At 66.7% G+C, this 26,032-nt stretch carries 27 protein-coding genes; 21 read left to right on the top strand and 6 right to left on the bottom strand.

Annotated features, from left to right (window positions below):
- Positions 1 to 32: 32 nt before the first annotated feature.
- Positions 33 to 506, bottom strand: coding sequence for an Lrp/AsnC family transcriptional regulator (locus tag JG743_RS21525; RefSeq protein ID WP_202292761.1), 474 nt, complete (start codon positions 504 to 506; stop codon positions 33 to 35).
- Positions 507 to 612: 106 nt separating this feature from the next.
- Here JG743_RS21525 and JG743_RS21520 point away from each other — a divergent pair, with 106 nt between their 5' ends.
- From JG743_RS21520 to JG743_RS21505, 4 genes are all read left to right on the top strand, one after another.
- Positions 613 to 1,815, top strand: a complete 1,203-nt coding sequence (locus JG743_RS21520) for a diaminopropionate ammonia-lyase (protein WP_202292760.1) — start codon at positions 613 to 615, stop codon at positions 1,813 to 1,815.
- A complete protein-coding gene (locus tag JG743_RS21515; protein ID WP_202292759.1) occupies positions 1,812 to 3,047 on the top strand; it encodes a Zn-dependent hydrolase in 1,236 nt (411 codons plus the stop codon). The genes JG743_RS21520 and JG743_RS21515 overlap by 4 nt, the downstream gene beginning before the upstream one ends.
- Positions 3,048 to 3,258: 211 nt before the next feature.
- Positions 3,259 to 4,455, top strand: a complete 1,197-nt coding sequence (locus tag JG743_RS21510; RefSeq protein ID WP_202292758.1) for a diaminopropionate ammonia-lyase — start codon at positions 3,259 to 3,261, stop codon at positions 4,453 to 4,455.
- A gap of 82 nt (positions 4,456 to 4,537) precedes the next feature.
- Positions 4,538 to 5,695, top strand: coding sequence for an amidohydrolase (locus JG743_RS21505; RefSeq protein ID WP_202292757.1), 1,158 nt, complete (start codon positions 4,538 to 4,540; stop codon positions 5,693 to 5,695).
- A gap of 7 nt (positions 5,696 to 5,702) precedes the next feature.
- On the opposite strand, the gene JG743_RS21500 is transcribed toward JG743_RS21505, so the two are convergent.
- The gene (locus tag JG743_RS21500; protein ID WP_202292756.1) at positions 5,703 to 6,371 is read right to left on the bottom strand and encodes a GntR family transcriptional regulator; all 669 of its coding nucleotides are present in this window, start codon (positions 6,369 to 6,371) and stop codon (positions 5,703 to 5,705) included.
- A gap of 276 nt (positions 6,372 to 6,647) precedes the next feature.
- On the opposite strand from JG743_RS21500, the gene JG743_RS21495 reads away from it, so the two are divergent.
- From JG743_RS21495 to JG743_RS21425, 15 genes are all read left to right on the top strand, one after another.
- Positions 6,648 to 8,342, top strand: a complete 1,695-nt coding sequence (locus tag JG743_RS21495) for an IlvD/Edd family dehydratase (protein ID WP_202292755.1) — start codon at positions 6,648 to 6,650, stop codon at positions 8,340 to 8,342.
- The gene (locus JG743_RS21490; protein ID WP_202292754.1) at positions 8,339 to 9,262 is read left to right on the top strand and encodes an amidohydrolase family protein; all 924 of its coding nucleotides are present in this window, start codon (positions 8,339 to 8,341) and stop codon (positions 9,260 to 9,262) included. Before JG743_RS21495 ends, JG743_RS21490 begins: the two co-directional genes overlap by 4 nt.
- A complete protein-coding gene (locus JG743_RS21485) occupies positions 9,259 to 10,179 on the top strand; it encodes a dihydrodipicolinate synthase family protein (protein ID WP_202292753.1) in 921 nt (306 codons plus the stop codon). The genes JG743_RS21490 and JG743_RS21485 overlap by 4 nt, the downstream gene beginning before the upstream one ends.
- Positions 10,180 to 10,287: 108 nt before the next feature.
- Complete coding sequence (locus tag JG743_RS21480) at positions 10,288 to 11,247, top strand: substrate-binding domain-containing protein (protein ID WP_202292752.1); 960 nt, start codon at positions 10,288 to 10,290, stop codon at positions 11,245 to 11,247.
- A gap of 64 nt (positions 11,248 to 11,311) precedes the next feature.
- On the top strand, positions 11,312 to 13,198 hold the full coding sequence (locus JG743_RS21475; RefSeq protein ID WP_202292751.1) for a sugar ABC transporter ATP-binding protein: 1,887 nt from the start codon (positions 11,312 to 11,314) through the stop codon (positions 13,196 to 13,198).
- A gap of 40 nt (positions 13,199 to 13,238) precedes the next feature.
- Positions 13,239 to 14,231, top strand: coding sequence for an ABC transporter permease (locus JG743_RS21470; RefSeq protein ID WP_202292750.1), 993 nt, complete (start codon positions 13,239 to 13,241; stop codon positions 14,229 to 14,231).
- A 43-nt stretch (positions 14,232 to 14,274) separates the two neighbouring features.
- A complete protein-coding gene (locus JG743_RS21465; RefSeq protein ID WP_202292749.1) occupies positions 14,275 to 15,267 on the top strand; it encodes a Gfo/Idh/MocA family protein in 993 nt (330 codons plus the stop codon).
- A 68-nt stretch (positions 15,268 to 15,335) separates the two neighbouring features.
- Complete coding sequence (locus tag JG743_RS21460) at positions 15,336 to 17,432, top strand: EAL domain-containing protein (protein ID WP_202292748.1); 2,097 nt, start codon at positions 15,336 to 15,338, stop codon at positions 17,430 to 17,432.
- A gap of 140 nt (positions 17,433 to 17,572) precedes the next feature.
- A complete protein-coding gene (locus tag JG743_RS21455) occupies positions 17,573 to 18,106 on the top strand; it encodes a hypothetical protein (RefSeq protein WP_202292747.1) in 534 nt (177 codons plus the stop codon).
- A 206-nt stretch (positions 18,107 to 18,312) separates the two neighbouring features.
- The gene (gene blh / locus JG743_RS21450) at positions 18,313 to 19,614 is read left to right on the top strand and encodes a bifunctional sulfur transferase/dioxygenase Blh (RefSeq protein ID WP_202292746.1); all 1,302 of its coding nucleotides are present in this window, start codon (positions 18,313 to 18,315) and stop codon (positions 19,612 to 19,614) included.
- Positions 19,615 to 19,616: 2 nt separating this feature from the next.
- Positions 19,617 to 19,949 carry a sulfite-sensing transcriptional repressor BigR gene (bigR, locus tag JG743_RS21445; protein ID WP_244672851.1) on the top strand — a complete coding sequence of 111 codons (333 nt, stop codon included), beginning with the start codon at positions 19,617 to 19,619 and terminating at the stop codon, positions 19,947 to 19,949.
- A complete protein-coding gene (locus JG743_RS21440; protein WP_202292744.1) occupies positions 19,946 to 20,353 on the top strand; it encodes a YeeE/YedE family protein in 408 nt (135 codons plus the stop codon). The genes bigR and JG743_RS21440 overlap by 4 nt, the downstream gene beginning before the upstream one ends.
- A complete protein-coding gene (locus JG743_RS21435; RefSeq protein WP_342215654.1) occupies positions 20,350 to 20,808 on the top strand; it encodes a YeeE/YedE family protein in 459 nt (152 codons plus the stop codon). Before JG743_RS21440 ends, JG743_RS21435 begins: the two co-directional genes overlap by 4 nt.
- Positions 20,805 to 21,587 carry a sulfite exporter TauE/SafE family protein gene (locus tag JG743_RS21430; RefSeq protein ID WP_202292743.1) on the top strand — a complete coding sequence of 261 codons (783 nt, stop codon included), beginning with the start codon at positions 20,805 to 20,807 and terminating at the stop codon, positions 21,585 to 21,587. Before JG743_RS21435 ends, JG743_RS21430 begins: the two co-directional genes overlap by 4 nt.
- A gap of 171 nt (positions 21,588 to 21,758) precedes the next feature.
- On the top strand, positions 21,759 to 22,160 hold the full coding sequence (locus JG743_RS21425) for a hypothetical protein (protein ID WP_202292742.1): 402 nt from the start codon (positions 21,759 to 21,761) through the stop codon (positions 22,158 to 22,160).
- 221 nt (positions 22,161 to 22,381) lie between these two features.
- Here JG743_RS21425 and JG743_RS21420 read toward each other — a convergent pair whose 3' ends face one another.
- Both JG743_RS21420 and JG743_RS21415 read right to left on the bottom strand, forming a co-directional pair.
- On the bottom strand, positions 22,382 to 22,681 hold the full coding sequence (locus JG743_RS21420) for an AzlD family protein (protein ID WP_202292741.1): 300 nt from the start codon (positions 22,679 to 22,681) through the stop codon (positions 22,382 to 22,384).
- Positions 22,678 to 23,424, bottom strand: coding sequence for an AzlC family ABC transporter permease (locus JG743_RS21415; protein WP_202292740.1), 747 nt, complete (start codon positions 23,422 to 23,424; stop codon positions 22,678 to 22,680). The genes JG743_RS21420 and JG743_RS21415 overlap by 4 nt, the downstream gene beginning before the upstream one ends.
- A 188-nt stretch (positions 23,425 to 23,612) precedes the next feature.
- On the opposite strand from JG743_RS21415, the gene JG743_RS21410 reads away from it, so the two are divergent.
- Positions 23,613 to 24,071 (top strand): Lrp/AsnC family transcriptional regulator, encoded by a 459-nt coding sequence (locus tag JG743_RS21410; RefSeq protein WP_202292739.1) that lies wholly within the window; start codon positions 23,613 to 23,615, stop codon positions 24,069 to 24,071.
- A gap of 239 nt (positions 24,072 to 24,310) precedes the next feature.
- Here the strand turns inward: JG743_RS21410 and JG743_RS21405 are convergent, their stop codons facing one another.
- Together JG743_RS21405 and JG743_RS21400 are read right to left on the bottom strand one after the other, a co-directional pair.
- A complete protein-coding gene (locus JG743_RS21405) occupies positions 24,311 to 24,535 on the bottom strand; it encodes a hypothetical protein (RefSeq protein ID WP_202303166.1) in 225 nt (74 codons plus the stop codon).
- A gap of 14 nt (positions 24,536 to 24,549) precedes the next feature.
- Positions 24,550 to 25,050, bottom strand: a complete 501-nt coding sequence (locus JG743_RS21400; RefSeq protein WP_202292738.1) for a hypothetical protein — start codon at positions 25,048 to 25,050, stop codon at positions 24,550 to 24,552.
- Positions 25,051 to 25,260: 210 nt separating this feature from the next.
- Between JG743_RS21400 and JG743_RS21395 the strand changes: the two genes are divergently transcribed.
- Positions 25,261 to 25,980 (top strand): Crp/Fnr family transcriptional regulator, encoded by a 720-nt coding sequence (locus tag JG743_RS21395; RefSeq protein WP_202292737.1) that lies wholly within the window; start codon positions 25,261 to 25,263, stop codon positions 25,978 to 25,980.
- Positions 25,981 to 26,032 lie beyond the last annotated feature (52 nt).

The following is a 26,032-nucleotide window of genomic DNA, read 5'->3' as shown; positions in this document are numbered from 1 at the left end:
CGGCCATCTCCCCCAGAGGGGAGATTAGCCACTCACCCCACCGGCACCTCCAGCCCGACTTTGACCCGGTCCATGGCGACAAAAGTGCGGAAGCGCTTGACGTTGTTGTTCTCGAAGAACAGGCGCCTGGTCAGCGCCTCGTAGTCGGCCATCGTCGCCGCGGTGACGACCAGGATGAAATCGGCCTCGCCGGTCACGTAATAGCACTGCTGCACCTCAGGCACGTCGGCGAAGCCGCGCTTGGCGGCGTCGATCAGCTCGGCGCGCTCGCTCTCCACCTCGACCTCGACGAAGATCGTGATCGGGTGGCCGACTTTGGCCGGGTCGACCAGCGCGACATTGGCGCGGATCACGCCAGTCTCCTCCATGCGCTTGATGCGCCGCTGCACTGCCGGCGCCGACAGGTTGACCCTCTCGCCGATGACCCGCTGCGGCGTGGTGTTGTCCTTCTGCAGCATGGCCAGGATGGCGCGGTCGAAGGCGTCGAGATCGGGCAAGACAGGCATGGTGTTTTCCCAACGAAACAAACTTGCATTCAAACTGGCAAAACAGAGCGCTTTTATCGGCAGTCTTGCAATAAATATCCAGCAGCGAGACGGAGAGAACCAAGCCATGTTCCTGCTCAACCACCACCCGGACCACCGCCAGCCACTGACCCCGCTTGATGCCGCGACACTCGGCACGGCCGGCGCCGAGGAGGCCGAGCGCTTCCTTGCCGCGCGCGACAACGATGCCGAGACGCCGCTGCATGCCTTGCCGGCGCTGGCGGGCGAGCTCGGCATCGGCGCCCTGCATGTGAAGGATGAGGGGCAACGTCTCGGCCTCGGCAGCTTCAAGGCACTGGGCGGCGCCTACGCCGTGATGCAGCTGGTGCTGGAGGAGGCAGGAAAGCGGCTTGGTCGCACCGTCGATGTCGCGGAACTGCATCGGCCGGACGTGAAGGCGATAGCCGCAGGCATGACTTTCGCCTGCGCGACCGACGGCAATCATGGACGCTCGGTGGCGCAGGGCGCCGGCCTTGTCGGCGCGCGGTCCGTCATCTTCGTCCATTCGGGTGTCAGCAACGAACGTGTGGCGGCTATCGCCCGCTTCGGCGCCGAGATCGTGCGTGTCGCGGGCGACTACGACCACTCGGTCAGGGAAGCCGCCCGCGTCGCCGCCGAGCGCGATTGGACGGTCGTCTCCGACACGTCCTGGCCGGGTTACGAACGCATACCGGGACTGGTGATGCAGGGCTACACGGTGATGGTGCGCGAAGCGCTGAAGCGCTTGCCAGAACCACCCACCCATGTCTTCCTGCAGGCTGGCGTCGGCGGCTTCGCCGCGGCGGTGGCCGGCCATCTCGCCATCGTGCGTGGCGAGGATCGCCCGAGGGTAATCGTGGTCGAGCCCGCGCGGGCGGCCTGCATCTATGAAACCGCAAAGGCCGGAACCCCCACTACGATCGCACACAGCAAGCCAACGGTGATGGCGATGCTCGAATGCTACGAGCCGTCACTCGTTGCCTGGCGCGTGCTGTCGCGGATCGGCGATGCCTTCATGACCGTGGACGAGGAGGATGCGGTTTCGGTGATGAACCGCCTGGCGCGGCCTTCAGGCGATGACCCGGCGATCGTCTCCGGCGAGAGCGGCGGGGCAGGGCTCGCCGGGTTGATCAGCGCTGCCGGTGACAAGAAGATGCGGGCGGCGCTTCACCTCGATGGCCATTCGCGCGTGCTCATCATCAACTCGGAAGGCGCGACCGACCCCGGCCGCTATGCAGAGTTGGTCGGGATGGCGCCGGAAGAGGTTGCGCGGGCGAGGCAGCCGGCATGAGCAATCTGACGATCAATGCCGACCGGCTTCTTCGCCGTATCCAGGAGCTCGGCAGCCTCGGCCGCGATGCGCAGGGCCGGCTGGTTCGCGTCGCCGCCTCCGACATGGACCGGATCGGCCGCGACCGCCTCGTCGGCTGGCTGGAGGAGACAGGGCTCGAAGTCGCGGTCGACCGCATAGGCAACATCTTCGGCATCTGGCAGGACGATGCCAATGCCGGCCAGCCGCCGGTCATGCTCGGCTCGCACATCGACTCGGTGATCGATGCCGGCATCTATGACGGCTGCTATGGCGTGCTTGCCGGGCTGGAAGCGATCGCGACCCTGAAGGAGGCCGGCTTCGAGCCTTCGCGCCCGATCGTCGTTGCTGCCTTTACCAACGAGGAGGGCGTGCGCTATTCGCCCGACATGATGGGCTCGCTGGTCTTTGCCGGCGGCGTCGGGGCGGACGAAGCGCTCGCAGCAGTCGGCACCGACGGCTCGATCCTGGGCAAGGAACTGGAGCGCATTGGCTATGCCGGTCGGCATCAGCCTGGCTTCTTTAAGCCGCAGGCCTATGTCGAGCTGCATGTCGAGCAGGGGCCGGTGCTCGAACGCGAGGCAATCGCCATCGGCGCGGTCGAGAACCTGCAGGGCATTTCCTGGCAGCGCATAACGATCGAGGGCGAGGCCAACCATGCCGGCACCACGCCAATGTCGATGCGCCGCGATGCCGGCGTCGCCGCCGCGCGGGTTGTCAGCTTCCTCGCGGACCGCGCCAGCGCCTCGCCGACGCCGACGGTGGCGACCGTCGGCACCATCGCTTTCGAGCCGAACGCCGTCAACGTCATTCCGTCGCGGGCGACCTTCACCGTAGACCTTCGCGATCCCGACGAAATGCACCTTCGCGAACAGGAAACGGCACTCGTCGCCTTCCTCGACAAGCTTGCCGCAAGCGCCGGCGTCACCATCCATGCCGAGCGCCTCGCGCGGTTCGAGCCGGTCACCTTCGACACCCGGATCGTCTCGTTGATCGAGGATTGCGCCCGGGCAAACGGCTTGTCCTGCCGGCGCATGACGTCGGGTGCCGGGCACGACGCGCAGATGATTGCGCGCATTGCGCCGTCCGCGATGATCTTCGTGCCGAGCCGGGGCGGCATCAGCCATAACCCGGCAGAGTTCACCCCAGCCGACGAACTGGTTGCCGGGGCCAACATCCTGCTCGGCGTCGCCGCGAGATTGGCGGCCGACTGACCGCAAGAGCAGAAAACGCGCATTGGCGGCTTCGACGACACAGTGCCGCCAAGCCAAAACACCACCAAAAATAGTCCGGTCGAAAGCGTAGGGCCCTGTCGAGACAGACATTCGGCGACATATGGCCGAAACAAAAATCAATCATTCAGCGAGATTAGAACGCAAATTTTTGCGCGCGCCAATAAGTTCAGTGCCTCGAAGAAAGAATGCCATGTTGCTGCTCAACCAACGTCCCGAACACAACCAGCCGTTGGTGGCGGCCGACGCCGAGGCCCTCGGCATTGCGGGCGCCGAGCGGGCCGAGCATTATCTCAAGGCGCGCGACAACCACGCCGAAACACCGCTGCACGGCTTGCCGGCATTGGCCGGCGAGCTCGGCATCGCGGCGCTTCATGTCAAGGATGAGGGCCAGCGTCTTGGCCTGGGCAGCTTCAAGGCGCTGGGCGGCGCCTATGCCGTCATCCGGCTGGTGCTGGAGGAGGCAGGCAAGTGGCTCGGCCGCACCGTCGATATCGGCGAGATCAACGACGCTAAAGTGCGCGAGATCGCGTCCAGCATGATCTTCGTCTGCGCCACCGATGGCAACCATGGCCGTTCGGTGGCGCAAGGCGCCGGCCTGGTCGGCGCGCGTTCGGTCATTTTCGTTCATGCCGGCGTAAGCCGCGAGCGCGTTGCGGCCATCGCCCGTTTGGGCGCCGAGATCGGGCTGGTCGAGGGCGGCTATGATCATGCGGTGCGCGAAGTCGCCCGCGTCGGCGCCGAGCGCGGCTGGAAGATCGTCTCCAACACGTCCTGGCCGGGCTACGAGCGCGTCCCCGGCCTGGTCATGCAGGGCTATACCGTGATCGTGCGCGAGGCGCTGCGGCAAATGGCCGAGCCACCCACGCATGTCTTCCTGCAGGCCGGCGTAGGTGGCTTCGCGGCGGCGATTGCCGGCCATATGGCTATCCTGCTCGGCGAGCGGCGGCCGAAGGCCGTGGTGGTCGAGCCGAGGCGCTCGGCTTGCGTCTACGCCTCGGCTGAGGCCGGACGTCCGGCAACGATCGCGCATCAGCAGTCGACCGTCATGGCGATGCTCGAATGCGCCGAGCCGTCCCTGGTCGCTTGGCGCGTGCTGGCACGCGTCGGTGATGCCTTCATGACGGTGGAAGAAGAGGATGCGGTCGCGGTGATGAAGCGGCTGGCGCGACCCTTGGGCAACGATCCGGCAATCGTCTCCGGTGAGAGCGGCGGTGCCGGGCTCGCCGGACTGATCCGCGCGGCAGCCGACAAGCACATGCAGTCGGCACTCGACCTCGACAGCCATTCGCGCGTGCTCGTCATCAACTCGGAGGGCGCGACCGACCCCGGCCGCTATGCCGAGCTTGTCGGCGCGGCGCCGAACAGACTGCTGATGCAGTTTGCCTGAAGCCATTCCAGGAAAAGTGTACAACGGTCACGCTCGGCGACTTCGCCGTAGCTTTCCAGTTGCATAACAAAAAAGGGCGACGATGGCCAAACTCGACCTCGATGCACTTCATGACGAGATGGCGGCGTGGCGGCGCGATCTCCACGCCCATCCCGAATTCGGCTTCGAGGAGAAGCGTACTTCCGCCTTCGTCGTCAAGAAACTGCGTGAGTTCGGGCTGGAGGTCGCCGAGGGCGTCGGCGGCACCGGCGTCGTCGGCACGCTGACAAGGGGCAGCGGCAACCGGGCGATCGCGCTCCGCGCCGACATGGACGCGCTGCGCATCGCCGAGCAGGGTCAGCAAACCTATCGCTCGCAGACGCCTGGCACCATGCATGCCTGCGGCCATGACGGCCACACCTCGATGCTGCTAGGCGCGGCGAAGCTGCTTGCCGCCGAAGGCGGCTTCGACGGCACGGTGCGCTTCGTCTTTCAGCCCGCCGAGGAATGGGGCAGGGGCGCGCTCGCCATGCTGGATGACGGCCTGATGCAGCGCTTCCCGTTCGAGGAGATTTTTGGCCTGCACAACATGCCGGGCCTGCCCGTCGGTCACTTCGAGACCCGCGTCGGACCGATCATGTCCGCCGAGGACAATTTCGAGATCGTGCTGAAGGGCGTCGGCGGCCATGCGGCGCGGCCGCATGCCGGCCAGGAGACGCTGGTCGCCGCCTGCGCGCTGGTGGTCAACCTGCAGACCATCGTCTCGCGGCGCCTGAGCCCGGCCGATATCGGCGTCGTCTCGGTCACCGAGCTGATCACCGACGGCACCCGCAACGCGCTGCCGGGGCTCGCCCGCATCCTCGGCGACTGCCGGAGTTTTCGCCCCGAAGTGAGTGCGGCGATCGAAAACGAGATGCGCAGGATCGCCGAGGGAACGGCGCAAGCCTACAACGTCTCGGCCGAGGTGACCTATACCCGCGAGTTCGTGCCGCTCGTCAACGATGCTGCGCTCGTCGACGAGGCTTTTGTCGCGGCCCGCAGCGTACTGGCCCACGACGCCGTCGGCATCGCGGCCGAACCGATGACCGGCTCGGAGGACTTCGCCCGCTTCCTCGCCCATGTGCCCGGCTGTTTCGTCTTCCTCGGCAACGGCGCCTCCGCGCCGCTGCACAATCCGTCCTACGACTTCAACGACGATGGCCTGCTGCACGGCGCGCGGTTTCATGCGGCGATTGCGAGGCGGCGGCTGGCGGTTGGGTGAGGGCCGCCTAGACCCCGTCGTCCGCCTTCTCGATCTCCTGCAGGTAAAACACCTTGCTCGGCTGCAGGTGGTCGACGCAAAGCTGCGCCAGCACCCAGTTGTCCTTGCGCTTCATCGCCTCGATCATGAACCAGTGGTGCTGGCGCGAGACTTCGAGCTTGTCCGGGTCGGCGAGCGAGTTCGCCCGCACCGGCAGGCTCAGCCGCATGTAGTGGTCGATCGACGACACCAGGTAGTCGTTGCCGCAGGCCGAGAACATGGTCAGGTGGAAACGGTCGTTGGCCTCGTGGATGCCGCGCAGGTAGTGGGCGTCGACATGGGCGCTATAGATCCGGTGGATCTCCATCAGCTCCGCGATCAGCGCGTCGCTCGCCGGCAGCGGGATCATCAGCGCCGCCTGCCGCTGCAACAGCTCGCGCACCTCGTAGATCTGCCTGACCTCGTCGGGTGACAGCCTTCTCACCATCGCGCCCTTGTTGCGCTCGCGGGTGACGACGCCGAGCTTTTCGAGCTGGTAGAGCGCCTGGCGGATGGTGTGACGCGACACCGGGAAGCGGCCAAGCAGCACGTCCTCGACCAGCCGCGTGCCGGGCGCCAGGCGGCCGAAGATGATGTCCTCCTCCAGCGCCCGCACGACGTCGGCTTCCTTGCCGCCATAGTCTGCCACGTGGAGCATTTTTTCGTCCTTGCCGCGTCCTCTGCGGTCACTCTAGCCGCAGAGAGAGCCTTTCCGCAACTGCGGCGCGCGGTCGAGATAATCGATAATATGATACGTCAAGAAACTGGATGTGCCAAAATTGCAGTGCCTTCGCAGGAGTCAAAATCAGGATTATTGACAATCTGAACCGTTTGCCTATGGTGCCGATCAACGGTCGCCCCGCCGGGGCGCCCGCGGTCAGCGTGAAATCCAGCCCAAAGGTGTCGATTGGCGTATCGCGGCCTCAGGAAGGGAGTGACCAGCTACGGCGACGCGGCCTTTTCGCTGTTCCTGCGCAAGGCCTTCATCAAGGCGGCCGGCTATTCAGATGATGCGCTGGAGCGGCCGATCGTTGGCATCGTCGACACCGCCAGCGACTACAATCCCTGCCATGGCAACGCGCCGCAGCTGATCGAGGCGGTCAAGCGCGGCGTCATGCTGTCCGGCGCACTGCCGATGGTGTTCCCGACTATCTCCATCCACGAATCCTTCGCCCACCCGACCTCGATGGTGCTGCGCAATCTGATGGCGATGGACACCGAGGAGATGATCCGGGCGCAGCCGATGGATGCGGTGGTCGTCATCGGCGGCTGCGACAAGACGCTGCCGGCGCAGATCATGGGCGCGATCAGCGCCGACCTGCCGGCGGTCGTGGTGCCGGTCGGCTCGATGGTCGTCGGCCATCACAAGGGCGAGACATTGGGCGCCTGCACCGACTGCCGCCGCCTGTGGTCGAGCCACCGCGCCGGCGACATCGACGCCGCCGAGATCGATCTCGTCAACGGCAGGCTGGCGCCCTCGGTCGGCACCTGCATGGTCATGGGCACCGCCAGCACCATGGCGATCATCGCCGAGGTGATGGGTTTCTCGCTGCCCTTCGCCGCTTCCATTCCCGCACCCCACGCCGAGCGGGTCCGCTCGGCGGAAGCGAGCGGCCGCGTCGCCGCCGCGCTTGCCGTCTCCGGCGCGCCGCTGCCCAGCGCCATCGTCACGCCGGCCTCGATCCGCAACGCCATGGTGGCGATGCAGGCGATCGGCGGCTCGACCAATGGCATCATCCATCTCGCCGCGATCGCCGGCCGGGCCGGGCATCCGGTCGATCTCGCCGAGTTCGACCGGATCGGCCGCGAGGTGCCGGTGCTGGTCGACCTGAAGCCGTCGGGCGAACATTATATGGAGCATTTCCACCAGGCCGGCGGCGTGCCGAGGCTGCTGGCCGAGCTCGCTGGTGTCCTCGACCTCGAGGCACCCATGGTCGATGGCGGCACGCTCGGCGACCGCGTCATGAAGACCGAGGAGATGCATGCGCAGGACGTCATCCGGCCGCTCGGCCGGCCGGTGACGGGGCAGGGCGCCATGGCGGTGCTGTCCGGCAATCTCTGCCCGCGCGGCGCGATCATCAAGCATTCCGCCGCCTCGCCGGCGCTGATGCAGCACACCGGCCGCGCCGTTGTCTTCGAATCCGTCGCCGACCTTGCCCAGCGCATCGACGATCCGGCGCTCGACGTCACTGCCGAGGATGTCCTGGTGCTGCGCAATGCCGGCCCGAAGGGCGCGCCCGGCATGCCCGAGGCCGGCTACATCCCGATCCCGAAGAAGCTCGCCGCGCTCGGCGTCAGGGACATGGTGCGCCTGTCGGATGCCAGGATGAGCGGCACCGCCTTCGGCACGGTGGTGCTGCACGTTTCACCGGAGGCCGCGGCCGGCGGTCCGCTCGCCTTGGTGAGGAACGGCGACATGATCCGCCTCGACGTGCCGGCGCGCCGCATCGACATGCTGGTCGACGAGGCCGAGCTGGCGCGCCGGGGAGCAGACATTCGCCCAGCAGTCTCCCGGCCTCCGCGCGGCTACGCCCAACTCTACCACGACCATGTGCTGCAGGCCGACCAGGGCTGCGACTTCGATTTCCTGACCGCGGCCGGCACCACCGGCAAGGAGGAGGCGCAATGAGCACGGCGCATCCCCTATCAGGGACGGGACCCCGCCAGTGCCTGCCGCCGCTGGCGCCGGTGCGGCGCAACGTCAACCGCCTGCCGGAAGGCAGCTGCGACACCCACGCCCATGTCTTCGGGTCGGCCGCGCGCTTCCGGCTCGATCCCGGCCGCGGCTACACGCCGTCGCCGGTGACCATCATCGACTACCGCCAGGTCATGGACGCCTATGGCATCGATCGGGCGGTGCTGGTGCATCCGAGCGTCTATGGCTTCGACAACGGCGCGCTGTTCGAAGCGCTGGAGACAATGCCCGACAGGCTGCGCGGTGTGGCGGTGATTTCACCCAATGCGCCGGAGAGCCTGTTCGCTTTGGCGCATCGGCTTGGCGTGCGCGCCCTGCGGGTCAATCCGCGCAATCCGGCAGGCCTGACGATGAGGGATTTTCAAGCCGTCGCCGAGCGGATCAAGGCATTGGGCTGGCACATCCAGCTGCAGGTCAACATTGAGGATTTTGCGGACTTCGGCAGCATAGTAACCAGTGCCGGCATGCCGGTCGTCGTCGACCATTTCGGCTTTCCCGACCTGGCGCAAGGGCCGGACGGCCGCGCCTTCGCCGAGCTGGTCGATCTGGCGGCGGCCGGCCGCTGCATCGTCAAGCTGTCGGCGCCCTACCGCGTCGCCCCCGGCCGTTACTCAGCGCTCAAGCCTTTCGTCGAACGCCTCGTCCGGCGCGCCCCGGCGTCGCTGATCTGGGCACTCGACTGGCCGCACACCGAATGTTTCGAGGCGGTGCCCGACGACAATCCGATCCTCGACCTCGTCTGGGGCTGGCTGCCCACGGAAACGTTGCGCCGGCAGGTGCTGGTCGACACGCCACGTCGCCTGTTCTGGGCCGACCAGCCCCACTCAACCGAAGCCTCCGGATCCGCAGCATGAAAACCCTGAAAGGCGTCATCGCCGCCACCGCCACGCCGCTCAACGCCGACCTGTCGATCGATGTCGAGCGCCTGATCGGCCATTGCCGCTGGCTGCTCGGCGAGGGCGGATGCGACGGTATCAACCTGCTCGGCACCACGGGCGAGGCGACCTCGTTCTCTGTAGCCGAGCGCATCGCCGCCATGCGCGCGGTGGCGCAGTCGGGCCTGCCGCTCAATCGCATGATGGTCGGCACCGGCGCCTCGGCGCTGGCCGATGCGGTGGCGCTGACCAGGACGGCGCGCGAGTTCGCTTTTGCCGGAGCGCTGCTCCTGCCGCCTTTCTATTACAAGGGCATCGATGCTGAGAGCCTTGCCAACCATGTCGGCGAGGTGATCGCCAAGGCCGGCCCGTTCGGCCTCAGGATCTACCTCTACCACATCCCTCAGAACACCGGCGTGCCGTTCGGCTCCGAGACGATCGCGCGCCTGCGCGAGCGTTATCCCGATATCGTCGTCGGCCTCAAGGACTCGTCAGGCGACATCGCTTTCTCGCGTTCGCTCGCCGTGCAGTTTCCCGGCTTCGACGTGTTTCCGAGCTCCGAGGGCAGCCTGGCCGAGTGGAGGAGCTCACGCTTCGCCGGCTGCATCTCTGCCACCACCAACGTCACCGGCGCGCTGTCGCAGATCGTCTGGTCCGATCCCGAAGGCGAGAAGGGTCGCCAGGCGGCGGCGTCGGCCATGGCGATCCGCGGCTTGCTCGGCGGCTTCCCGCTGATGGCGAGCGTCAAGGCAGCGCTTGCCGCGATGACCGGCTACGCCGGCTGGGAACGGCTGATGCCGCCGCTGCGCCGGCTTTCGCCGTCTGAGCGGGCGGAGCTGTTTGCGCGGCTGGACAAGACTGATTTCGCAGCGCTGCGCGCTCCCGCTGCCGGCTGAGGGTTTTACGGAAGGAGAACGGGAGGTCCGTCGCAAGAACAGGAAATCGGGCGCGCCGGCCGGACCTCGGGCGCGCATCGCAGCAAACATCAACGGAGGAGAACCGAAATGAAAAGACGTACATTCATCGCACTCGCGGCCGCAGCGGCGGCCCTGGTCAATGTTTCGCCGGTCTTCGCGCAGTCGAAGGAGATCGTCTATCTGGCGCCGGCGCTCGACGTGCCGTTCTGGCGCACCGTGGCCAAGGGCGTCGAGGCCGGCGCCAAGGAGGGCGGCTACACTTTCCAGGCGCTCGAGGCCCAGAACAACGCCCAGAAGCAGCTCACCAACGCGCAGGACGCCATCACGCGCGGCGTCGCCGGCATCGTCATCTCGCCGACCGATTCCTCGACGGCGCCGAGCGTGCTGAAGCTGGCTGCCGACGCCAAGATCCCGGTCGTCATCTGCGACATTGGCACCAAGGAGGGCGAGTACGTCTCCTTCATCGCCTCAGACAACACGGCCGGCGCCAAGGGCGTCGGCGAGGCGGTCGCGGCCGCCGCCAAGGCCAAGGGCATGAAGGAAGCGCCCTATGGCATGATCACCATCTCGCTTGCCCGCATCAACGGCCAAAAGCGCACCGACGGCTTCCGCGGGGCGATGGAGGCCGGCGGCTACGGCAAGGAGATCGCGCTGCAGCAGATGCAGGCCTACACGGCCGACGAATCCTTCAAGTTCGCGCAGGACATGCTGACCGGCAACCCGAACCTGAAGGCGATGTTCATCGAGGCCGACACGCCGGCCATGGGCGCGTTGCGCGCCATCAAGGCCAGCAATCGCGCCGGTGACATCATCGTCGGCGCCTTCGACGGCATTCCCGAATTCGTCGACCTGCTGAAGAGCGGCGAGCTGACGGCCGCCGGCATGCAGCAGCCCTGGCTAATGGGCGAGACGGCCGCCAAGTCGCTCACCGACCACCTTGCCGGCAAGTCGCCGCCGAAGGAGGTCCTGGTGCCGGTGATGATCGCCACCAGCACCAACATCGAGGAGCTGCTTCCCGAAGCCAAGAAGAACGTCTTCGGCGAGTAGCATCGGCATCGAAGTCCAATGCCGCGCCGGCTCGACCGGCGCGGTCCCTTTCGGGAAGGCGTGAATGCAGGCAGCGGCGAAGGAAACCCTGTTCAAGGCGAGCGGCGTCGAGAAGACGTTCGGCCGCACCCCCGCGCTCAGCAGCGCCTCGATCACGCTGCGGCGCGGCGAGATCCATGCTTTGCTCGGCGCCAACGGCGCCGGCAAGTCGACGCTGTCGCGCGTCATCTGCGGCCAGATCCGCGCCGATGCCGGCGACATCGCCTACAGGGGCAAGCCGTTCTCGATCCGCCGCGCCCGCGACGCCATCGACGCCGGCATCTCGCTGGTGATGCAGGAGACCAGCCTCGCTCCCGACCTGTCGGTGGTCGAGAACATCTTTCTCCCCGAGCTTGGCAGGCCTGGCCTGCCCAGGTTCGGCGAGATGCGCCGGAAAGCCGAGGATATACTCTCCCGCCTCGGCCAGCGCGCGCAGTTGCCGCTCGACGGCGACGTGCGCGCGCTTTCCGCCGCGCAGCGCCAGCTGGTCGAGATCGCCAAGGCGCTGGCGCTGGAATCCGACCTCATCATCTTCGACGAGCCGACGGCATCGCTCAGCCCCGGCGAGGTCGAGCGGCTGTTCGACATCATGGTGAAATTGCGCGAGGAGGGCAGGGCGCTGGCCTTCGTCTCGCACCGGCTGGAGGAGGTGTTCGCCGTCACCGACAAGGTGACGGTCTTGCGGGAAGGCCGCACCGTCGCCGCCGATCTCGCAACGGCCGAGCTCTCCCAGACCGAGCTGATCCGCCACATGGTTGGCCGCGAGCTCAGCCAGATCTACACGCAGCGCGCCACCGGCGCTGAAGTCGAGCGCCCGGTCGTGCTCGAGGTCGAGCATCTGAAAAGCGCGCCATTGGTCCGCGATGTCTCCTTCAGCCTCGGCCGCGGCGAGATCGTCGGCCTCGGCGGCCTGGTCGGCGCCGGCCGCTCCGAGACGCTGGAAGCGATCTTCGGGCTGCGGCGCCGCGACGGCGGCACGGTGCGCCTCAACGGCAAGCCGTTCGCGCCGGGCAAGCCCGCGCACTCGATTCGCGCCGGTGTCGGCTTCGTGCCGGAGGACCGCCGCCGCCAGAGCATCGTGCCCGACCTCAGCGTGCGCGAGAACCTTCTGCTCGCCCATCTCGGTGCCCATCGCGGCTTCGGCCTCGCCTATCGCCGCCGCGACGAGAAAGTGAAGGAGCTGCTCGCCATGCTCGGCCTGCCGCCGGACCGGTTGCTCGATGCCTCGATGCTCAACTTCTCCGGTGGCATGCAGCAGAAGATCATCATCGCGCGCTGGCTGATGCTCGACCCCGGCGTCATCCTGCTCGACGAGCCGACCAAGGGCGTCGACATCGGCACGCGCTCCTCGATCTACGCCATGCTGCGCGCCATCGCCGACCGCGGCGTTGCGGTGCTCATCGTGTCGTCCGACTTCGACGAGCTGCTCGGCATTTGCGAGCGCGTCGTCGTCATCAGCGACGGCATGTCGATCGCCGACATGCCGAGCGCGGTGCTGGACGAGGAGAAGCTGACGCTGCTGGCGGCGCCCCGCACCTCGATGGAACGCAATGTCCGCTTCCTTGCCGATCTCGCCGCCACCTGCGGTGGTGCCGCCTTCTGGGGGCTGGTCGAGGACGAGAGATTGTTCTGCCTCAAGGTTGCCGTCGCCGACCGGCGCGCCGCGCCCGGCTTCGGCGACGGCGCCGCCGTGACGTTTGGGCAAACGCGCATCCCGGCAGCCCTTGCCGCGCGCGCTTCGCATTTCGTGATCGAGGCCGACGGCGGCCTGAAGACGCTGATCGTCGACGTCACGGGGTCGCGCGGCCACGCCATGGGCGCGGCCGGCCTGGTGCTGCCCGGCGACGCCGAGCCACCCGACGCCGGCCAGCTCGCGGCCGCCATCCGGGCCCACTACGCCGACCATGACTGATGCCTCCGATCCGCCCATGACCGACAAGGAACGCCCTGGAATGGCCGCCAATGAAGCGATCGGCACCGTCCGTGAAACCGAGCCGCGGCGCCAGCCGCTGAAATGGCTGACGGCGCGGCTGGAGATCAGGATGCTGCTGCTCGCCGTGCTGATCGCGGTGACGCTTTCGCTGGCTTCGCCCTATTTCCTCACCACCATCAACGTGCTCAACCTGCTCGACCAGTCGGTGGTGGTCGGCATAGTCGCCATCGGCATGACCTTCGTCATCCTCACCGGCGGCATCGATCTGTCGGTCGGGGCGGTGGCGGGGCTCACCGGCATCATCTTCGGCCTTGTCGTGCCGGCGCTCGGCGTGCCGGCCGGAGCGCTGGTGGCGGTCGTTGCCGGCGGCCTGATTGGCCTCGTCTCCGGCGTGCTGATCAGCTATTTCGGGCTCGCCGCCTTCGTCGTCACGCTCGGCATGATGTCGATCGGCCGCAGCCTTTGCTACATCTTCTCCGGCGGCATCTCGATCTCGGACATACCGGAATCGCTGAGCGACTTCGTCTACACCAAGGTCGCCTTCATCCCGATGAACGTCTTCGTGCTCATCGTGCTCTATCTGCTCGCCTTCCTCTATCTCGGCTACACCAAGGGCGGCCGCACCATCTATGCGATCGGCTCCAACGCCGAAGCGGCCCGTACCGCCGGCCTCAACGTCGTCGGCTACGCCATACTGCCCTATGTCGTGTCAGGCGCGCTGTCGGCGGTCTCGGCGCTGCTTTTGGCCGGCAAGATCCTCTCGGTCGATCCGCTCGCCGGCAATCTGCTCGAGCTCGACGCCATCGCCGCCGTCGTTATCGGCGGCGCCAGCCTGTTCGGCGGCCGCGGCTCGATCATCGGCACGCTGATCGGCGTCTTCATCATGGTGATGATCCGCAACGGCCTCAATCTGATGGGCGTGTCGCCGTTCTGGCAGGGCTCGGCCATCGGCGCCATCATCATTGCCGCCGTGCTGGTGGAAAGGCTGGTGAGCCGCCGGGGCGCGCGATGAGGCAAGCGCCCTACGCCGTCGCCCGCATCCGGAAGGGAGGGCCATGAGCGTCCGCATCGGCCTGATCGGCGCCGGCTGGGTGACGCGCCACCACCTCGATGCCTGGCGCGCGCTGTCCGGCAGGGCCACCGTCGTCGCCATCGCCGATCCATCGGCCGAGGCGCGCGAGGAGCGCGCCGCGCAATACGCAATCCCGAAAACCTATGCCGACGCCGCCGATATGCTTGCGGCCGAGAGCCTCGACGCCGTCGACATCGCCTCGCCGCGCGAACTCCATGCCGCCCATGTCCGGCTGGCGGCGGCGGCGGGGCTCGCAATCCTCTGCCAGAAGCCGTTGGCGCGCAGCTTCGCCGAGGCCGAGGCGCTGGTCGACGAGATCGGCGATCGCGTGCCCTTCATGGTGCACGAGAACTGGCGTTTCCGGCCGCACTACCGGCTGATAAGCCGCTGGCTGGACGAAGCCGGCGTCGGCCGTCCGCTGCAGGCGCAGATGAGCGTGCTGACCAGCGGCCTGGTGCCGGATGCCAGGGGCGAGCTTCAGGCGCTGAAGCGCCAGCCGATGCTGGCCGGGCTGAAGCAGATGCTGGTCAAGGAGATCCTGATCCACCACATCGACACGCTGCGCTTTCTGTTCGGCGATCTCAGCCTGCGCTCGGCCGCCGTCGGCCGGCTGAGCGATGCGGTGATCGGCGACGACCATGCGCTGCTGTCGATGACGACGGCCGACGGCGCACCCGTCATCCTGCAGGGCAATCTCCATGCCCGGGGCTATCCGGGCGAGGTGTTCGACTGGCTGGAAATCTTCTGCGAGCACGGCCGCATCCTGCTCGACCGCGACCGCCTGACGCTCCAGGGCAAGAGATCCGAAACCGTCTCGCTCGACCTAGCCGCCAACTACGCCGCCTCCTACCGCGACACGATCGCCTGTTTCCTCGACGGCCTGGCGGCGGGCCGCATCCTGGAAAACCGGCCCGCCGACAATCTCGGAACGCTGCGCATCGTCGACGAAGCCTATCGCTGGCGGCGCCCGGCCTGAGCCGGCAGTAACGGTTTCTTGTCTGGTTTTGTGCACACTGTTCACAACAGGGCGGACAAAAACCGGGCATGGCGGACGACAAGACACGCAAGGGGGAGTTCTGGGCGCTGGCGCTGGAACGCGCCCATCTCGGCGTCTGGGACTGGAACGTCGCGAGCGGCGATTGCTACTATTCGCCGACCTGGTGGCGCATGCTCGGCTATGAGGATGGCGAGCTTGCCGCGTCGAGCGAGCTCTGGCTTGAACTGACCCATCCGAACGACCGCAAGAGGGCGCTGGAGAGCGGCGAGCGCCACATCGCCGGCCTTACTCCCTCGATCGAGACAGAGCTGCGCCTCAGGCACAAGGACGGCCATTGGGTATGGGTGCTCGACCGCGGCGGCATCGTCGAGCGCGACGCCGATGGCCGGCCGCTGCGGCTGATGGGCGTGCAGACCGACATCACCCGGCAGAAAGAGGCCGAAGCAGCACTCGATGAGGTCAATGTGCGCTTCCGCCTGGCGCTCGCCGCCAGCGGCACCGGCATCTGGCATTATGACATCGCCACCAACAGAAGTTTCTGGGATGCCCGCAGCCGGGAGATCTTCGGCCTCGTCGCCGATACCGACGAAGTGTCGGCCGATCTCTGGCACACCTTTCTGCATCCAGACGACAAGGAAGCCACCGAGCGGGCGCACCTGCCGCCGCCCGGCTCCGAAGCCGTAACCGCCTCGCAATACCGCATCATCAGGCGCGACGGCGAGATCCGCCATCTGGAATCGCTGGTGCGCTTCATTGCCTGCGCCGGTGGCGCCGGCCAGATTCTCGGCACCGTGCGCGACATCACCGAGGACAAGAAGCGCTCGCAAGAGCTCACCTACGCCGCCAACCACGACGCGCTGACCGGCCTTTGGAACCGCGCCGCCTTCGACCGGCTGCTGGCGGACCATATCGCCACTCCGCGCCGGCTGCCGCTCGCCGTCTTCTATGTCGACCTCGATTACTTCAAGGCGCTGAACGACTTCGCCGGCCATGCCGCCGGCGATCTCGCGCTGAAAAGCATCGCCGCCGGCATCCTCGCCAGCCTGCCGTCCTCGGCGCACGCGGCGCGGCTTGGCGGCGACGAATTCGCGCTGCTGGTGCCGAACTGCGGTCAGGCCGAGGCCGAGCGCCTTGCCGGCGCAGTCCTTGCCGCCGTGCGCAATGCCGAGCTGGCGGCGACGACGCGAAAGCTCGCGGCCAGCATCGGCATCGCCTTTGTCAGCGACCGCGACACCAGGGTCGCCGACGCGCTGGCCTGCGCCGACGATGCCTGCTACGCGGCCAAGGCTGCCGGGCGCAACCGTTTCGCGGTGTTCTCGGTGGAGACGGCCTCCGGTTCCGGCGGCCTCAATGCGGCGCGGCTCGCCGCCGACCTGGTCGATGCCATGGAAGACGGCAGGCTGAAACTGTTCGGTCAGCAGATCCACCGGCTCGGCCTGCCCTGGCGCGACAGCCGCCAGGTCGAGGTGCTGGCGCGGCTTTCCGCCCGCAACGGCAAGATGATCCCGCCCGGCGAGTTCATCTCCGTGGCGGAGCGCTTCGGCATCGCCTCCAGGCTCGACCGCTGGATCGTCAGGGCGGCGCTGGAACTGCACGGAGCGGCGATGCGCTCGGGCGCCGTCTCGCTCGACTTCAACCTGTCGGCGCAGACGCTGAGCGACCCGCAGTTGTGGGAGTTCGTCGACACCGTCATCGCCGAGACCGGCGCGCCGCCGGCTGGCATCGGCTTCGAGATCACCGAGACCGCGGCCGTCACCAATTTCGATGCCGCCGAGGCCTTCGTGCGCAAAGCGCGCGAACGGCACTGCCGCGTCAGCCTCGACGATTTCGGCGCCGGCATGAGCTCGTTCGAATATCTCAGGCGCTTTCCCGTCGACGCCATCAAGATCGACGGTTCCTTCGTCGAGCACATCGCCGAGAGCCGTTTCGACCGCGAGATCGTCTCGGCGATTTCCGGCATCGCCAGGAGCCTCGGCTGCGGCGTCGTGGCCGAAAAGATCGAGCAGCGGGTGGCGTTGGACATATTGAGCGACATGGGCGTCGCCTACGGTCAGGGCTACCTGCTGCACCGGCCTGAGCCACTGGAGGCGATCGTCGCCAGGGCGGTCGGCGATGCGGTCTTGCCGGCGAGGCGGGTCGGTTGAGCCGATCGGCCTAAGAAATTCTTAATCGGGATCAGGTTATCGCTTTGCCGAACCGACTTGTTCCGCTCAAGGCATGATGTCTTGGCTCGAATGTCCGGCGCGCCCTTCCATGACGAACGGGCTCGCCCGCGAGACCGGCAATGTCCTCACTCTCCGCGCTGAACAACGCCGCCCTGCAGATTCTGCAGCAGCAACGCCCGCAATCCGCGGCGGCGGAAGACAGCCTCGTCGCGAGCGTCAATGGCGTCTCCAGCCCAGCCGGTTCCGGCGCGGGCTCGCCCCTGATCCAGGCGCAGGCCAAGATCTCGGGGTCCATGTTCAGCGTGAACAGCCTCAACGTCACGGCCATGAAGGTCCGGTTGATGGAGCGCGTCGGCAAGGAGTTCGCCATCGACCAGGGCGACTACCAGTCCCTGTTTTCCTACGGCACGGCCGTCAAGAACGCGGTCGAGGCGCTGAAACAGAGATCCGCCTCCGAGATCATCGCGATCGAAAAGAAGCTGGGGTTGGATCAACTCGGCGTTTCGCTCGATACGCTCGTCAATGCGATCATCGATCCGAACGGCAGTGACAGCGACAGGCTGGACGCCGCGCTGAAGAAGCAGGCGGGCGACGACGTCAAGGACGCGTCGAAAACCATCGGCCCGGACGAAATCGGGCTTTACGGCCGCTGAGGCCGATCTGCCGTGGGCGGTCCTGACATGCGTGACCGCTGAGACGGCTTGGCCGTAGAGGCGGCAGACCCGAACCGGCTTTTCACCGGCATCTGGAACGCGCAGGCGCTCCTGCTGCATCCAGTCGCAGCCCTCGTTGTTGACTTCCAAACATTATACATTATATGCAATTGTATATTGACGACGCCACAAAGGGAAATTGAGCCATGCAGCCCGTCAGGATCACCGACAAGCTCGCGGTCGTGGGGCAGCCTCCACTGGGGGCCTTTGCGACGTTTTCAGGGCTGGGCTATGCCGCCATCATCAACAACAGGACGGACGGTGAGGAGATCGGCCAGCCGGCTTCAGCTGCTGAGCAGGCGGCGGCCGGCGAGGCCGGCCTCGCCTATGTCCATATCCCCGTCACCGGAGCGACTATCACGATCGCGGATGTGCGCGCTTTCCAGGCGGCGATCGCCGCGGCCGAGGGGGCTGTGCTCGCCCATTGCAAGAGCGGCACCCGCGCTCTGACGCTTCATGCCATCGGCGAAGTGCTGGACGGACGCATGAGCGCACGGGACGTGCCCGCCTTCGGCGAGGCGCACGGTTTCAACCTCGCCGGCGCCGAGGCCTGGCTCGCCAAGCATCCGCCCGTTGCGCGGCCGACTGTCTGGGGCCTGTTCGATCCCCGCAGTTCGAGCATCCAGTATGTCGTGTCCGACCCGGCGACCAGGCGGTGCGCCATCGTCGATCCTGTTCTCGACTTCGACGAGAAGTCCGGCGCGACGGGCACCGGCAATGCCGATGCCATCCTTGCCTATGTCGCGGACAACGGCCTGACGGTCGAATGGATCCTCGATACCCATCCCCACGCCGATCATTTCTCGGCGGCATCCTATCTGAAGGGCAAGACAGGCGCGCGGACCGCGATCGGCGCTCGCGTCGTCGACGTCCAACGTCTCTGGAAGGGCATCTACAACTGGCCGACGCTGCCGGCGGACGGCTCGCAATGGGACCGGCTTTTTGCCGATGGGGATCGCTTCAACGTCGGCTCGATCGACGCCCACGTGCTGTTCTCGCCGGGCCATACGCTGGCCTCAGCAACTTATGTGGTCGGTGACGCGGCCTTCGTGCACGATACGCTGTTCATGCCCGACAGCGGCACGGCGCGGGCGGATTTTCCCGGCGGCAGCGCGAAGGTGCTGTGGGGATCGATCCAGCGGATCCTGGCGCTTCCCGATGAGACCCGCCTGTTCACCGGTCATGACTACCAGCCGGACGGCCGCGAGCCGCGCTGGGAAAGCACGGTGGCCGAGCAGAAGCGATCGAATCCGCACATCGCCGGGGTTGACGAGGCGGCCTTCGTCGCGCTTCGCCAGGCGCGCGACCGTACGCTGCCGATGCCCAAGCTGATCCTGCATGCGCTGCAGGTGAATGTGCGCGGCGGGCGCCTGCCGGAGCCGGAAGACAATGGCCTGCGCTACCTGAAATTCCCGCTCGATGCGCTCGCCGGCGCGGCATGGGGTTGATCATGACGACACTATCCGCAATCGCGATGACTCGTGCCGAGATGGAAGGCAAGGCAGGGGAGGTGGCCGGCCTGCTGCGGACCCTGTCGCATCCGGCCCGGCTGATGATCGTCTGCACGCTGGTCGAAGGCGAATATTCCGTCGGCCAGCTCGAAGAGGAACTCGGCATCCACCAGCCGTCGCTGTCGCAGCAGCTCACCGTGCTGCGCGACGCCGGCATCGTCGAGACGCGGCGCGAGGCCAAGCAGATTTTCTATCGCCTGACGGAAGCGAAGGCCGCACGCCTCGTCGAAGCGCTCTACACCATCTTCTGCGCGCAGGCGCCGACGCCATGATGCCCTACTGGCCCTCACTTCTCGGTGGCATGCTCATCGGCCTTTCGGCCAGCGTGCTGCTGCTTCTCAACGGCCGCATCGCCGGCGTCAGCGGCATTGTCGGCCGGCTGCTGCTGGCGCGCATCTCGACGAACGCCGCCTTTGTCATCGGCCTGCTGATCGGCCCGCTGCTGTTCCTGGCCGCTTTCGGCCACTGGCCGGCGGTGACGATCACCGCCTCGCTGCCGATGATCGCCGCCGCCGGCCTGCTGGTCGGGTTCGGCTCGCGCATGGGGTCGGGCTGCACCAGCGGCCACGGGGTTGCCGGTCTCGCCCGCCTGTCGCCACGCTCCTTCGTTGCGGTGCTGACCTTCCTGTCGGCCGGGGTGGCGACCGTTGCCCTGATGAGGATCGTCGGACTGTGAATCTCCAGACATTGCGTTTTCTTGCCGCCCTCGTCTCGGGCGCGATGTTCGGTTTCGGCCTGTCGCTTTCCGGCATGCTCGATCCCGCCCGCGTAAAGGGCTTCCTCGATGTCGCGGGCGACTGGGATCCGAGCCTCGCCTTCGTGCTCGCCGGCGCCGTAGCCGTGGCGATGCTGGGCACGTGGCTGTCGCGGCGGATGAGACGGCCGGTTCTCGACAAGGCTTTCCATCTGCCGCCGGATATCGGGATCGACCGGCGCCTGATCCTAGGCTCGGCCCTGTTCGGCATCGGCTGGGGCATGGCCGGTTTCTGTCCCGGTCCGGCGCTGGCGAGCCTCGCGCTCGGCCTCGCGCCTTCTTTTCTGTTCGTCGCGGCCATGATCGTCGGCATGACTGTCCATGATCGCCTCGTCGCCGCTCGCGAGAGGCCATCGCCGGCGGGCAGGCCGTCATGACCGGTCCCATCCTCGAAGCCATCGGCTCCGGCAGCCTCGTCGGCTTCACGCTTGGCCTGATCGGCGGTGGCGGCTCGATCCTGGCGACGCCGCTGCTGCTCTATGTCGTCGGCGTTTCCAGTCCGCACGTCGCCATCGGCACCGGCGCGCTGGCGGTCTCCGTCAACGCCTATGCCAACCTGCTCGGCCATGCGCGCAAGGGCCATGTCTGGTGGCGCTGCGCCATCGTCTTCGCCCTTGTCGGCGCGGCTGGCGCGCTGGCCGGTTCGACGCTGGGCAAGACCATCGATGGCCAGCGCCTGCTCTTCCTGTTCGGGGTGCTGATGACGGTGATCGGCGCCTTGATGCTCAGGCCGCGCAAAGATCAGACCTCGGGCATCGGCAGGGTAAGCCGGCGCATGTGCGTGGCGACTGCGGGCGTTGCGGTGGTTGCCGGCGCGGCCTCGGGCTTCTTCGGCATAGGCGGCGGCTTCCTCATCGTGCCGGGGCTGATCCTCGCCACACGCATGCCGACCATCAACGCCGTCGGGTCCTCGCTTCTGGCCGTCGGCACTTTCGGTCTCGCCACAGCGACAAACTACGCGCTGTCCGGAATGGTCGATTGGACCGTCGTGGCCGAGTTCATTGGCGGCGGCATTGTTGGCGGCCTGCTGGGCATGACGCTCGCCACGAGATTGGCCGGCCGGAAGGACACCCTCAACCGCATCTTCGCCGCGCTGATCTTTGTCGTCGCCGGCTATGTGCTTTACCGCAGCGGCGGCCAGCTGTTCGGCTGGTGAGAAGATGGGCATGGTGCCGGCCATGAAACCGATTGGCGTGGCGCCGACGGCATCGTCGAACAAAATAAGCAACTGCTAAAATTGCTTCTACTCATTTAAGCGCGCCGTAATCCGGCCGGACAATGATCCGCCATCGACAATGGCGGCCCGCGTGCCGGATGGGAGACGACGATGAAGACTGTTCCTCTGCTGCTGGCGGCTTCGGTCAGCCTGTTCGGCATTCTCGCAACGCAGCAGTGCTTTGCGGGCGAGTTCACGGACCATGGCGGCCCGGTGACGGCGACGCTGCCCAACGATGACGACCAGGGCGCCAGCGCAGGCGATGAGCGCGACCACGACGTGGCCGAAAATGAGGAAGGCGATCACAAGGGCGACAGCGTCGACGGCGGCTCGCATGAGGGCGACCAGGGCGATGACGAGGGTGACGATCACGAGGGCGATCATCATGATGGCGACAGCGGCGGCCATGATGGCGCAAGAAGCGGCGGCGATGGTGGTGACGGCGGCAGTGGCGGCGGCGACGGCGGTGGTGATGGTGGCGGCGAGGGCGGTGGAGAAGGCGGTGACGACTGAGCCGCAACGCTGAAGCCGCGATCTCCCCCCTTGTGGGGGAGATGCCCGGCAGGGCAGAGGGGGGCGCTGTCCCGACAGCTTGTCAGTTGATTGGAATTACACCTAAAGCAGTTTGCAGTTTATGGCTAAGGGAGAGGCCGGCGTTCCTTCGCGCCCCCCTCTGGCCTGCCGGCCATCTCCCCCACTTGGGGGAGATTAGCAGCTTCAGTGGCTGCTCCATCTCACCCCATCACCCACCGCAGCACTCCGGCCGAGGCCACGCCGATCACCACTGTCGGCAGCATCGACAGCCTGGTCGCCGCGAGCACCGTGATGGCAAGCGCGGCAAGGTCGGCGGGATTCCTGGAGACGAAGTCCGGCGCGATGACCGAGATCAGCACGCAGCCCGGCGCTGCCTCCATCACCGCGGTGGCGCGGCGGCTGAGCGTCCGGTTGCGCAGCACGACATAGCCGCCGATCCTGGTCAGATAGGTGACGCTGGCCATCAGCACGATGGCGACGAGGTTGGCCGGATCGATCATGCCTCGTCTCCCGAAAACATCCAGGCCGAGACCAGCCCGGAGAGCGCGCCGGCCGCCACATACCAGGCGCCGGGAACCAGGAGATAGGTGAGCGCCGCCACCACCAGGCTGACCAGCCACGGCCGCGCCGCGGCAAGACCCGTCCACATGCCGCGCATCAGCACCAGGAACACGGCCGGGAAGGCCATCGCGAAGCCGTAATTCTCGACATTGCCGAGCACCGGGCCGAGCGCCCCGCCGGCAGTGGTGAAGACCACCCAGGCGAAGTAGACGGGCAGGGCGGCGCCGGAATAATAGGGCAGGCTGAACGCCGGGTTCAGGCCGGCCGCGGCGCGCTGCCTTGCATCCGCCAGCCCCAGCGCCCAGCTCTCGTCGCACATCACGAACAACGCCGGAAATACCTTGCGCCGCGGCAGGTGGCTGAGGAACGGGGCAAGCGCCGCGCCCATCAGGAAATGGCGGCTGTTGACCAGCAAGGTGATGGCGGCGATCAAGAGGATATGCGGCGGCGAGGTCCAGAGCTGGATCGCCGCGAACTCGGAGCCGCCGGCAAAGTTCATGCCGGTCATCAGCGGAACCTCTACGACGCTGAGGCCCTTCTGCGCGGCCTGCGCGCCGAGCACCAGCGCATAGGGGATGAGGCCGAGCAGCACTGGCGTCGAGGCAGCCAGGCCGCGCCGGAATTCGGACCGCTGGCGGTCTGGCGCCCCGTCCAGGGTGAAGCTTGCTTGCGAGATGCTCATGGGTCTTCCTTGCGCGAACGAGAGCGGACGCGCCTTGCGGCCGCCTGCGTCCGAACCATCCGGTCTCGATGACTATCTGCCGCCAAGCATAGGCGAAACCCGCCGCAATTTGGTTGCGAATATTTGCCATTTCTGTGAGGAATTGGCATTGGATATCGAAATCAGAAAGAAAGATGGAATCGTGAGCCATGAAGCTGGATGAGATCGACAAGCGCATCCTGCGCGCCCTGCAGCGCGACGGGCGCATGGCCAACAACGATCTGGCGCGGGAAGTCGGCCTGTCGCCGTCGCCATGTCTCAGGCGGGTGAAGCTCCTGGAGGAGGCTGGCGTCATCGACCGCTATGTCGCGGTGCTCAACCCGGCCAAGGTCGGCCGCGGCCGCACCTTCTTCACCCGCATCTGGCTGAAGCAGCAGGACGAGGACACGATCGAGCATTTCGCCGCCGAGGTGGCCAAATTTCCCGAGGTGATGGAGTGCTACCTGATGCTCGGTGACTGCGACGCCATGGTGCGCGTGGTGGCCGCCGGCATCGACGAATACCGCCGCTTCCAGTCGGAGCACCTCAGCCGCATCAAGGGCGTGCAGAACGTCAAGACCGAGGTGCCCAGCCAGACGATCAAGCAGACCTCGGAGATGCCGCTTTAGTGGGGCGCCTTCCCCTTCTCCCCCTGTGGGAGAAGGTGGCCGAGCGCAGCTCGGTCGGATGAGGGGTGTTGGACGGAGCGCGAAGTCGGAGGCGTAAGCGCCTGAAAATCCTTTATCTTTGAACGCCTGGGTTTCTTCCAGAACCCCTCATCCGTCTCGGCGCTGCGCGCCGATCCACCTTCTCCCACAAGGGGAGAAGGACAGGACTGCGTTGCCGGCCGATCTCTCCCTGCGCGCGGTCAGCTCTCCGCCTTCATCGTGCGCGCGATTTTCAGAAGCTGCTCCCGGTCATGGCCATGCTCGCGGATGAGTTCCCGGGCCTGCATCGGCGAAAGGTCGGTGTTTTCGGCCAGGAACCGCACCAGCCGATCGTCGCCGCCCTTGGTCGGCAAGCGGTCGCCGGTTGCCTCGGGGACGCGGCCGGCGCCGGGGCGGTGTGGAATCTTGTGGCTTGGCCGGTTCATGGCGGGCTCCTTCGCTAGCTGGCCTCGGCCTTTTCCTGTTTGCGGCGCTCGGCCTCCTTCTTCCGCCGCAGCACCTCGTCGGTGCCGACAATCTCCTTGGCGCCGCCGGAAATGGAGGTCGAGACCACGGCTGGCGGATCGCTGGCCGGAAAACTATCCTCCAGGCCGGTTTCCAACTGCTCTTCCAGCGTGTCCGGATTTTCGGAGCGGCCCTGCGTTCGGCGCTCGGCCATCTCCTCGAGATCGCTTTTGGCGTCCGGGTGCTCGCGGGCATTCTTCAGCGTGGAGACCACGAGTTCGATCGCGAACTCCTTCATCGCCTCGGCATGCGGGGCGGCGATGTCGGCGTCCTCGACGAGGCGGATGAGCGACTTTTCCACCTCGCCCAGCTCCTTCGCGCCCTGGCAGCGCGCCAGCCGCTGCGTCAGCGCGTTGAGCAGCGCAGGGAGGAAGGTCGAGTAGGCATGCATGCGCGTTTCGTCGACATGGTCGGGATGAAGCTTGTTCAGGGACATTGGTGCCTCCGCTGGAACGATCATGCCCACCGGGCTCGCCGGCCAAGCGACGTTGTCACGCCGCTCGGCCGCGCATGCCAGGTCCGCACATCAAGAGAACTGAACGAGGCACGTCTGGTTCCATTGGAGAATGAGCAGGCGCTTCGCCGGTTGCGCTGCAACCCCCCGCTCGCTCCGGCGTTTGCTCTTGCAACACAGGATCGGAACCGAATGCTCGAATCCCTCTATCTGAACCTTGGCCAGCACGACCTCCTCTCGGAGGCGGAAGAGAAATTGCTGGCGGGTGCCATCTCGACTGAAAGACAGGTCGCCACGGGCGAGGACATCGTCGCGGAAGGGTCGAGGCCGACCCATAGCACCCTGATCCTCGACGGCATCGCCGCGCGTTACAAGGTGCTGGAGGATGGCGGCCGGCAGTTCACGTCCTTGCAGGTTCCCGGCGATTTCGTCGACCTTCACGCCTTCCTCCTGAAGACGATGGACCATGGCATCATCGCGCTGTCGCCATGCCGCGTGGCCGCCGCCGAACACGGCAAGTTGCGCGCCATCACCGAACAGGCGCCGCATCTCACACGGCTTTTGTGGCTGGACACGCTTGTCGATGGCGCTATCCACAGGGAGTGGATCGTGGCCATGGGCCGGCGTTCCAAGACATCGCATCTCGCCCATCTCATTTGCGAGCTGTTCGTCCGCCTCCAGGTCGTCAAGCGCACCGCCGGGATGAGTTTTCGGCTCCCCATGTCGCAAGCGGAACTGGCCGACGTGCTCGGGCTGTCGGTCGTCCATATGAACAGGGTCATCGGCACGCTACGCAACATCGGTCTGGTCAGTTGGTCAAACTATACCGTGACCATCCTCGACTGGGATCTGCTGGTGGAGATGGCCGAGTTCGACCCCACCTATCTCAGCATGAACCGGGAGCCGAGATAAGCGTCATGCGTCCGGGACCGTGCGACCGCTCCCGGACGTTCCAGACCATGGC

The organism is Mesorhizobium sp. 131-2-1, from assembly GCF_016756535.1.
GTDB lineage: Bacteria > Pseudomonadota > Alphaproteobacteria > Rhizobiales > Rhizobiaceae > Mesorhizobium.
The sequence above is the reverse complement of the archived record's forward strand: the minus strand, read 5'-3'. Positions and strand labels throughout refer to the sequence as shown.

Bases quoted from the DNA above. Each gene is read 5' to 3' on its own strand.
- JG743_RS21460 (WP_202292748.1), top strand. From the start codon at position 15,336: ATGGCGGACGACAAGACACGCAAGGGGGAGTTCTGGGCGCTGGCGCTG.
- JG743_RS21455 (WP_202292747.1), top strand. From the start codon at position 17,573: ATGTCCTCACTCTCCGCGCTGAACAACGCCGCCCTGCAGATTCTGCAG.
- JG743_RS21500 (WP_202292756.1), bottom strand. From the start codon at position 6,371: ATGCTCCACGTGGCAGACTATGGCGGCAAGGAAGCCGACGTCGTGCGG.
- JG743_RS21505 (WP_202292757.1), top strand. From the start codon at position 4,538: ATGGCCAAACTCGACCTCGATGCACTTCATGACGAGATGGCGGCGTGG.
- JG743_RS21515 (WP_202292759.1), top strand. From the start codon at position 1,812: ATGAGCAATCTGACGATCAATGCCGACCGGCTTCTTCGCCGTATCCAG.
- JG743_RS21410 (WP_202292739.1), top strand. From the start codon at position 23,613: ATGAAGCTGGATGAGATCGACAAGCGCATCCTGCGCGCCCTGCAGCGC.
- JG743_RS21520 (WP_202292760.1), top strand. From the start codon at position 613: ATGTTCCTGCTCAACCACCACCCGGACCACCGCCAGCCACTGACCCCG.
- JG743_RS21420 (WP_202292741.1), bottom strand. From the start codon at position 22,681: ATGATCGATCCGGCCAACCTCGTCGCCATCGTGCTGATGGCCAGCGTC.
- JG743_RS21465 (WP_202292749.1), top strand. From the start codon at position 14,275: ATGAGCGTCCGCATCGGCCTGATCGGCGCCGGCTGGGTGACGCGCCAC.
- JG743_RS21405 (WP_202303166.1), bottom strand. From the start codon at position 24,535: ATGAACCGGCCAAGCCACAAGATTCCACACCGCCCCGGCGCCGGCCGC.
- JG743_RS21430 (WP_202292743.1), top strand. From the start codon at position 20,805: ATGACCGGTCCCATCCTCGAAGCCATCGGCTCCGGCAGCCTCGTCGGC.
- JG743_RS21510 (WP_202292758.1), top strand. From the start codon at position 3,259: ATGTTGCTGCTCAACCAACGTCCCGAACACAACCAGCCGTTGGTGGCG.
- bigR (WP_244672851.1), top strand. From the start codon at position 19,617: ATGACGACACTATCCGCAATCGCGATGACTCGTGCCGAGATGGAAGGC.
- JG743_RS21470 (WP_202292750.1), top strand. From the start codon at position 13,239: ATGGCCGCCAATGAAGCGATCGGCACCGTCCGTGAAACCGAGCCGCGG.
- JG743_RS21480 (WP_202292752.1), top strand. From the start codon at position 10,288: ATGAAAAGACGTACATTCATCGCACTCGCGGCCGCAGCGGCGGCCCTG.
- blh (WP_202292746.1), top strand. From the start codon at position 18,313: ATGCAGCCCGTCAGGATCACCGACAAGCTCGCGGTCGTGGGGCAGCCT.
- JG743_RS21485 (WP_202292753.1), top strand. From the start codon at position 9,259: ATGAAAACCCTGAAAGGCGTCATCGCCGCCACCGCCACGCCGCTCAAC.
- JG743_RS21395 (WP_202292737.1), top strand. From the start codon at position 25,261: ATGCTCGAATCCCTCTATCTGAACCTTGGCCAGCACGACCTCCTCTCG.
- JG743_RS21440 (WP_202292744.1), top strand. From the start codon at position 19,946: ATGATGCCCTACTGGCCCTCACTTCTCGGTGGCATGCTCATCGGCCTT.
- JG743_RS21425 (WP_202292742.1), top strand. From the start codon at position 21,759: ATGAAGACTGTTCCTCTGCTGCTGGCGGCTTCGGTCAGCCTGTTCGGC.
- JG743_RS21475 (WP_202292751.1), top strand. From the start codon at position 11,312: ATGCAGGCAGCGGCGAAGGAAACCCTGTTCAAGGCGAGCGGCGTCGAG.
- JG743_RS21525 (WP_202292761.1), bottom strand. From the start codon at position 506: ATGCCTGTCTTGCCCGATCTCGACGCCTTCGACCGCGCCATCCTGGCC.
- JG743_RS21490 (WP_202292754.1), top strand. From the start codon at position 8,339: ATGAGCACGGCGCATCCCCTATCAGGGACGGGACCCCGCCAGTGCCTG.
- JG743_RS21400 (WP_202292738.1), bottom strand. From the start codon at position 25,050: ATGTCCCTGAACAAGCTTCATCCCGACCATGTCGACGAAACGCGCATG.
- JG743_RS21415 (WP_202292740.1), bottom strand. From the start codon at position 23,424: ATGAGCATCTCGCAAGCAAGCTTCACCCTGGACGGGGCGCCAGACCGC.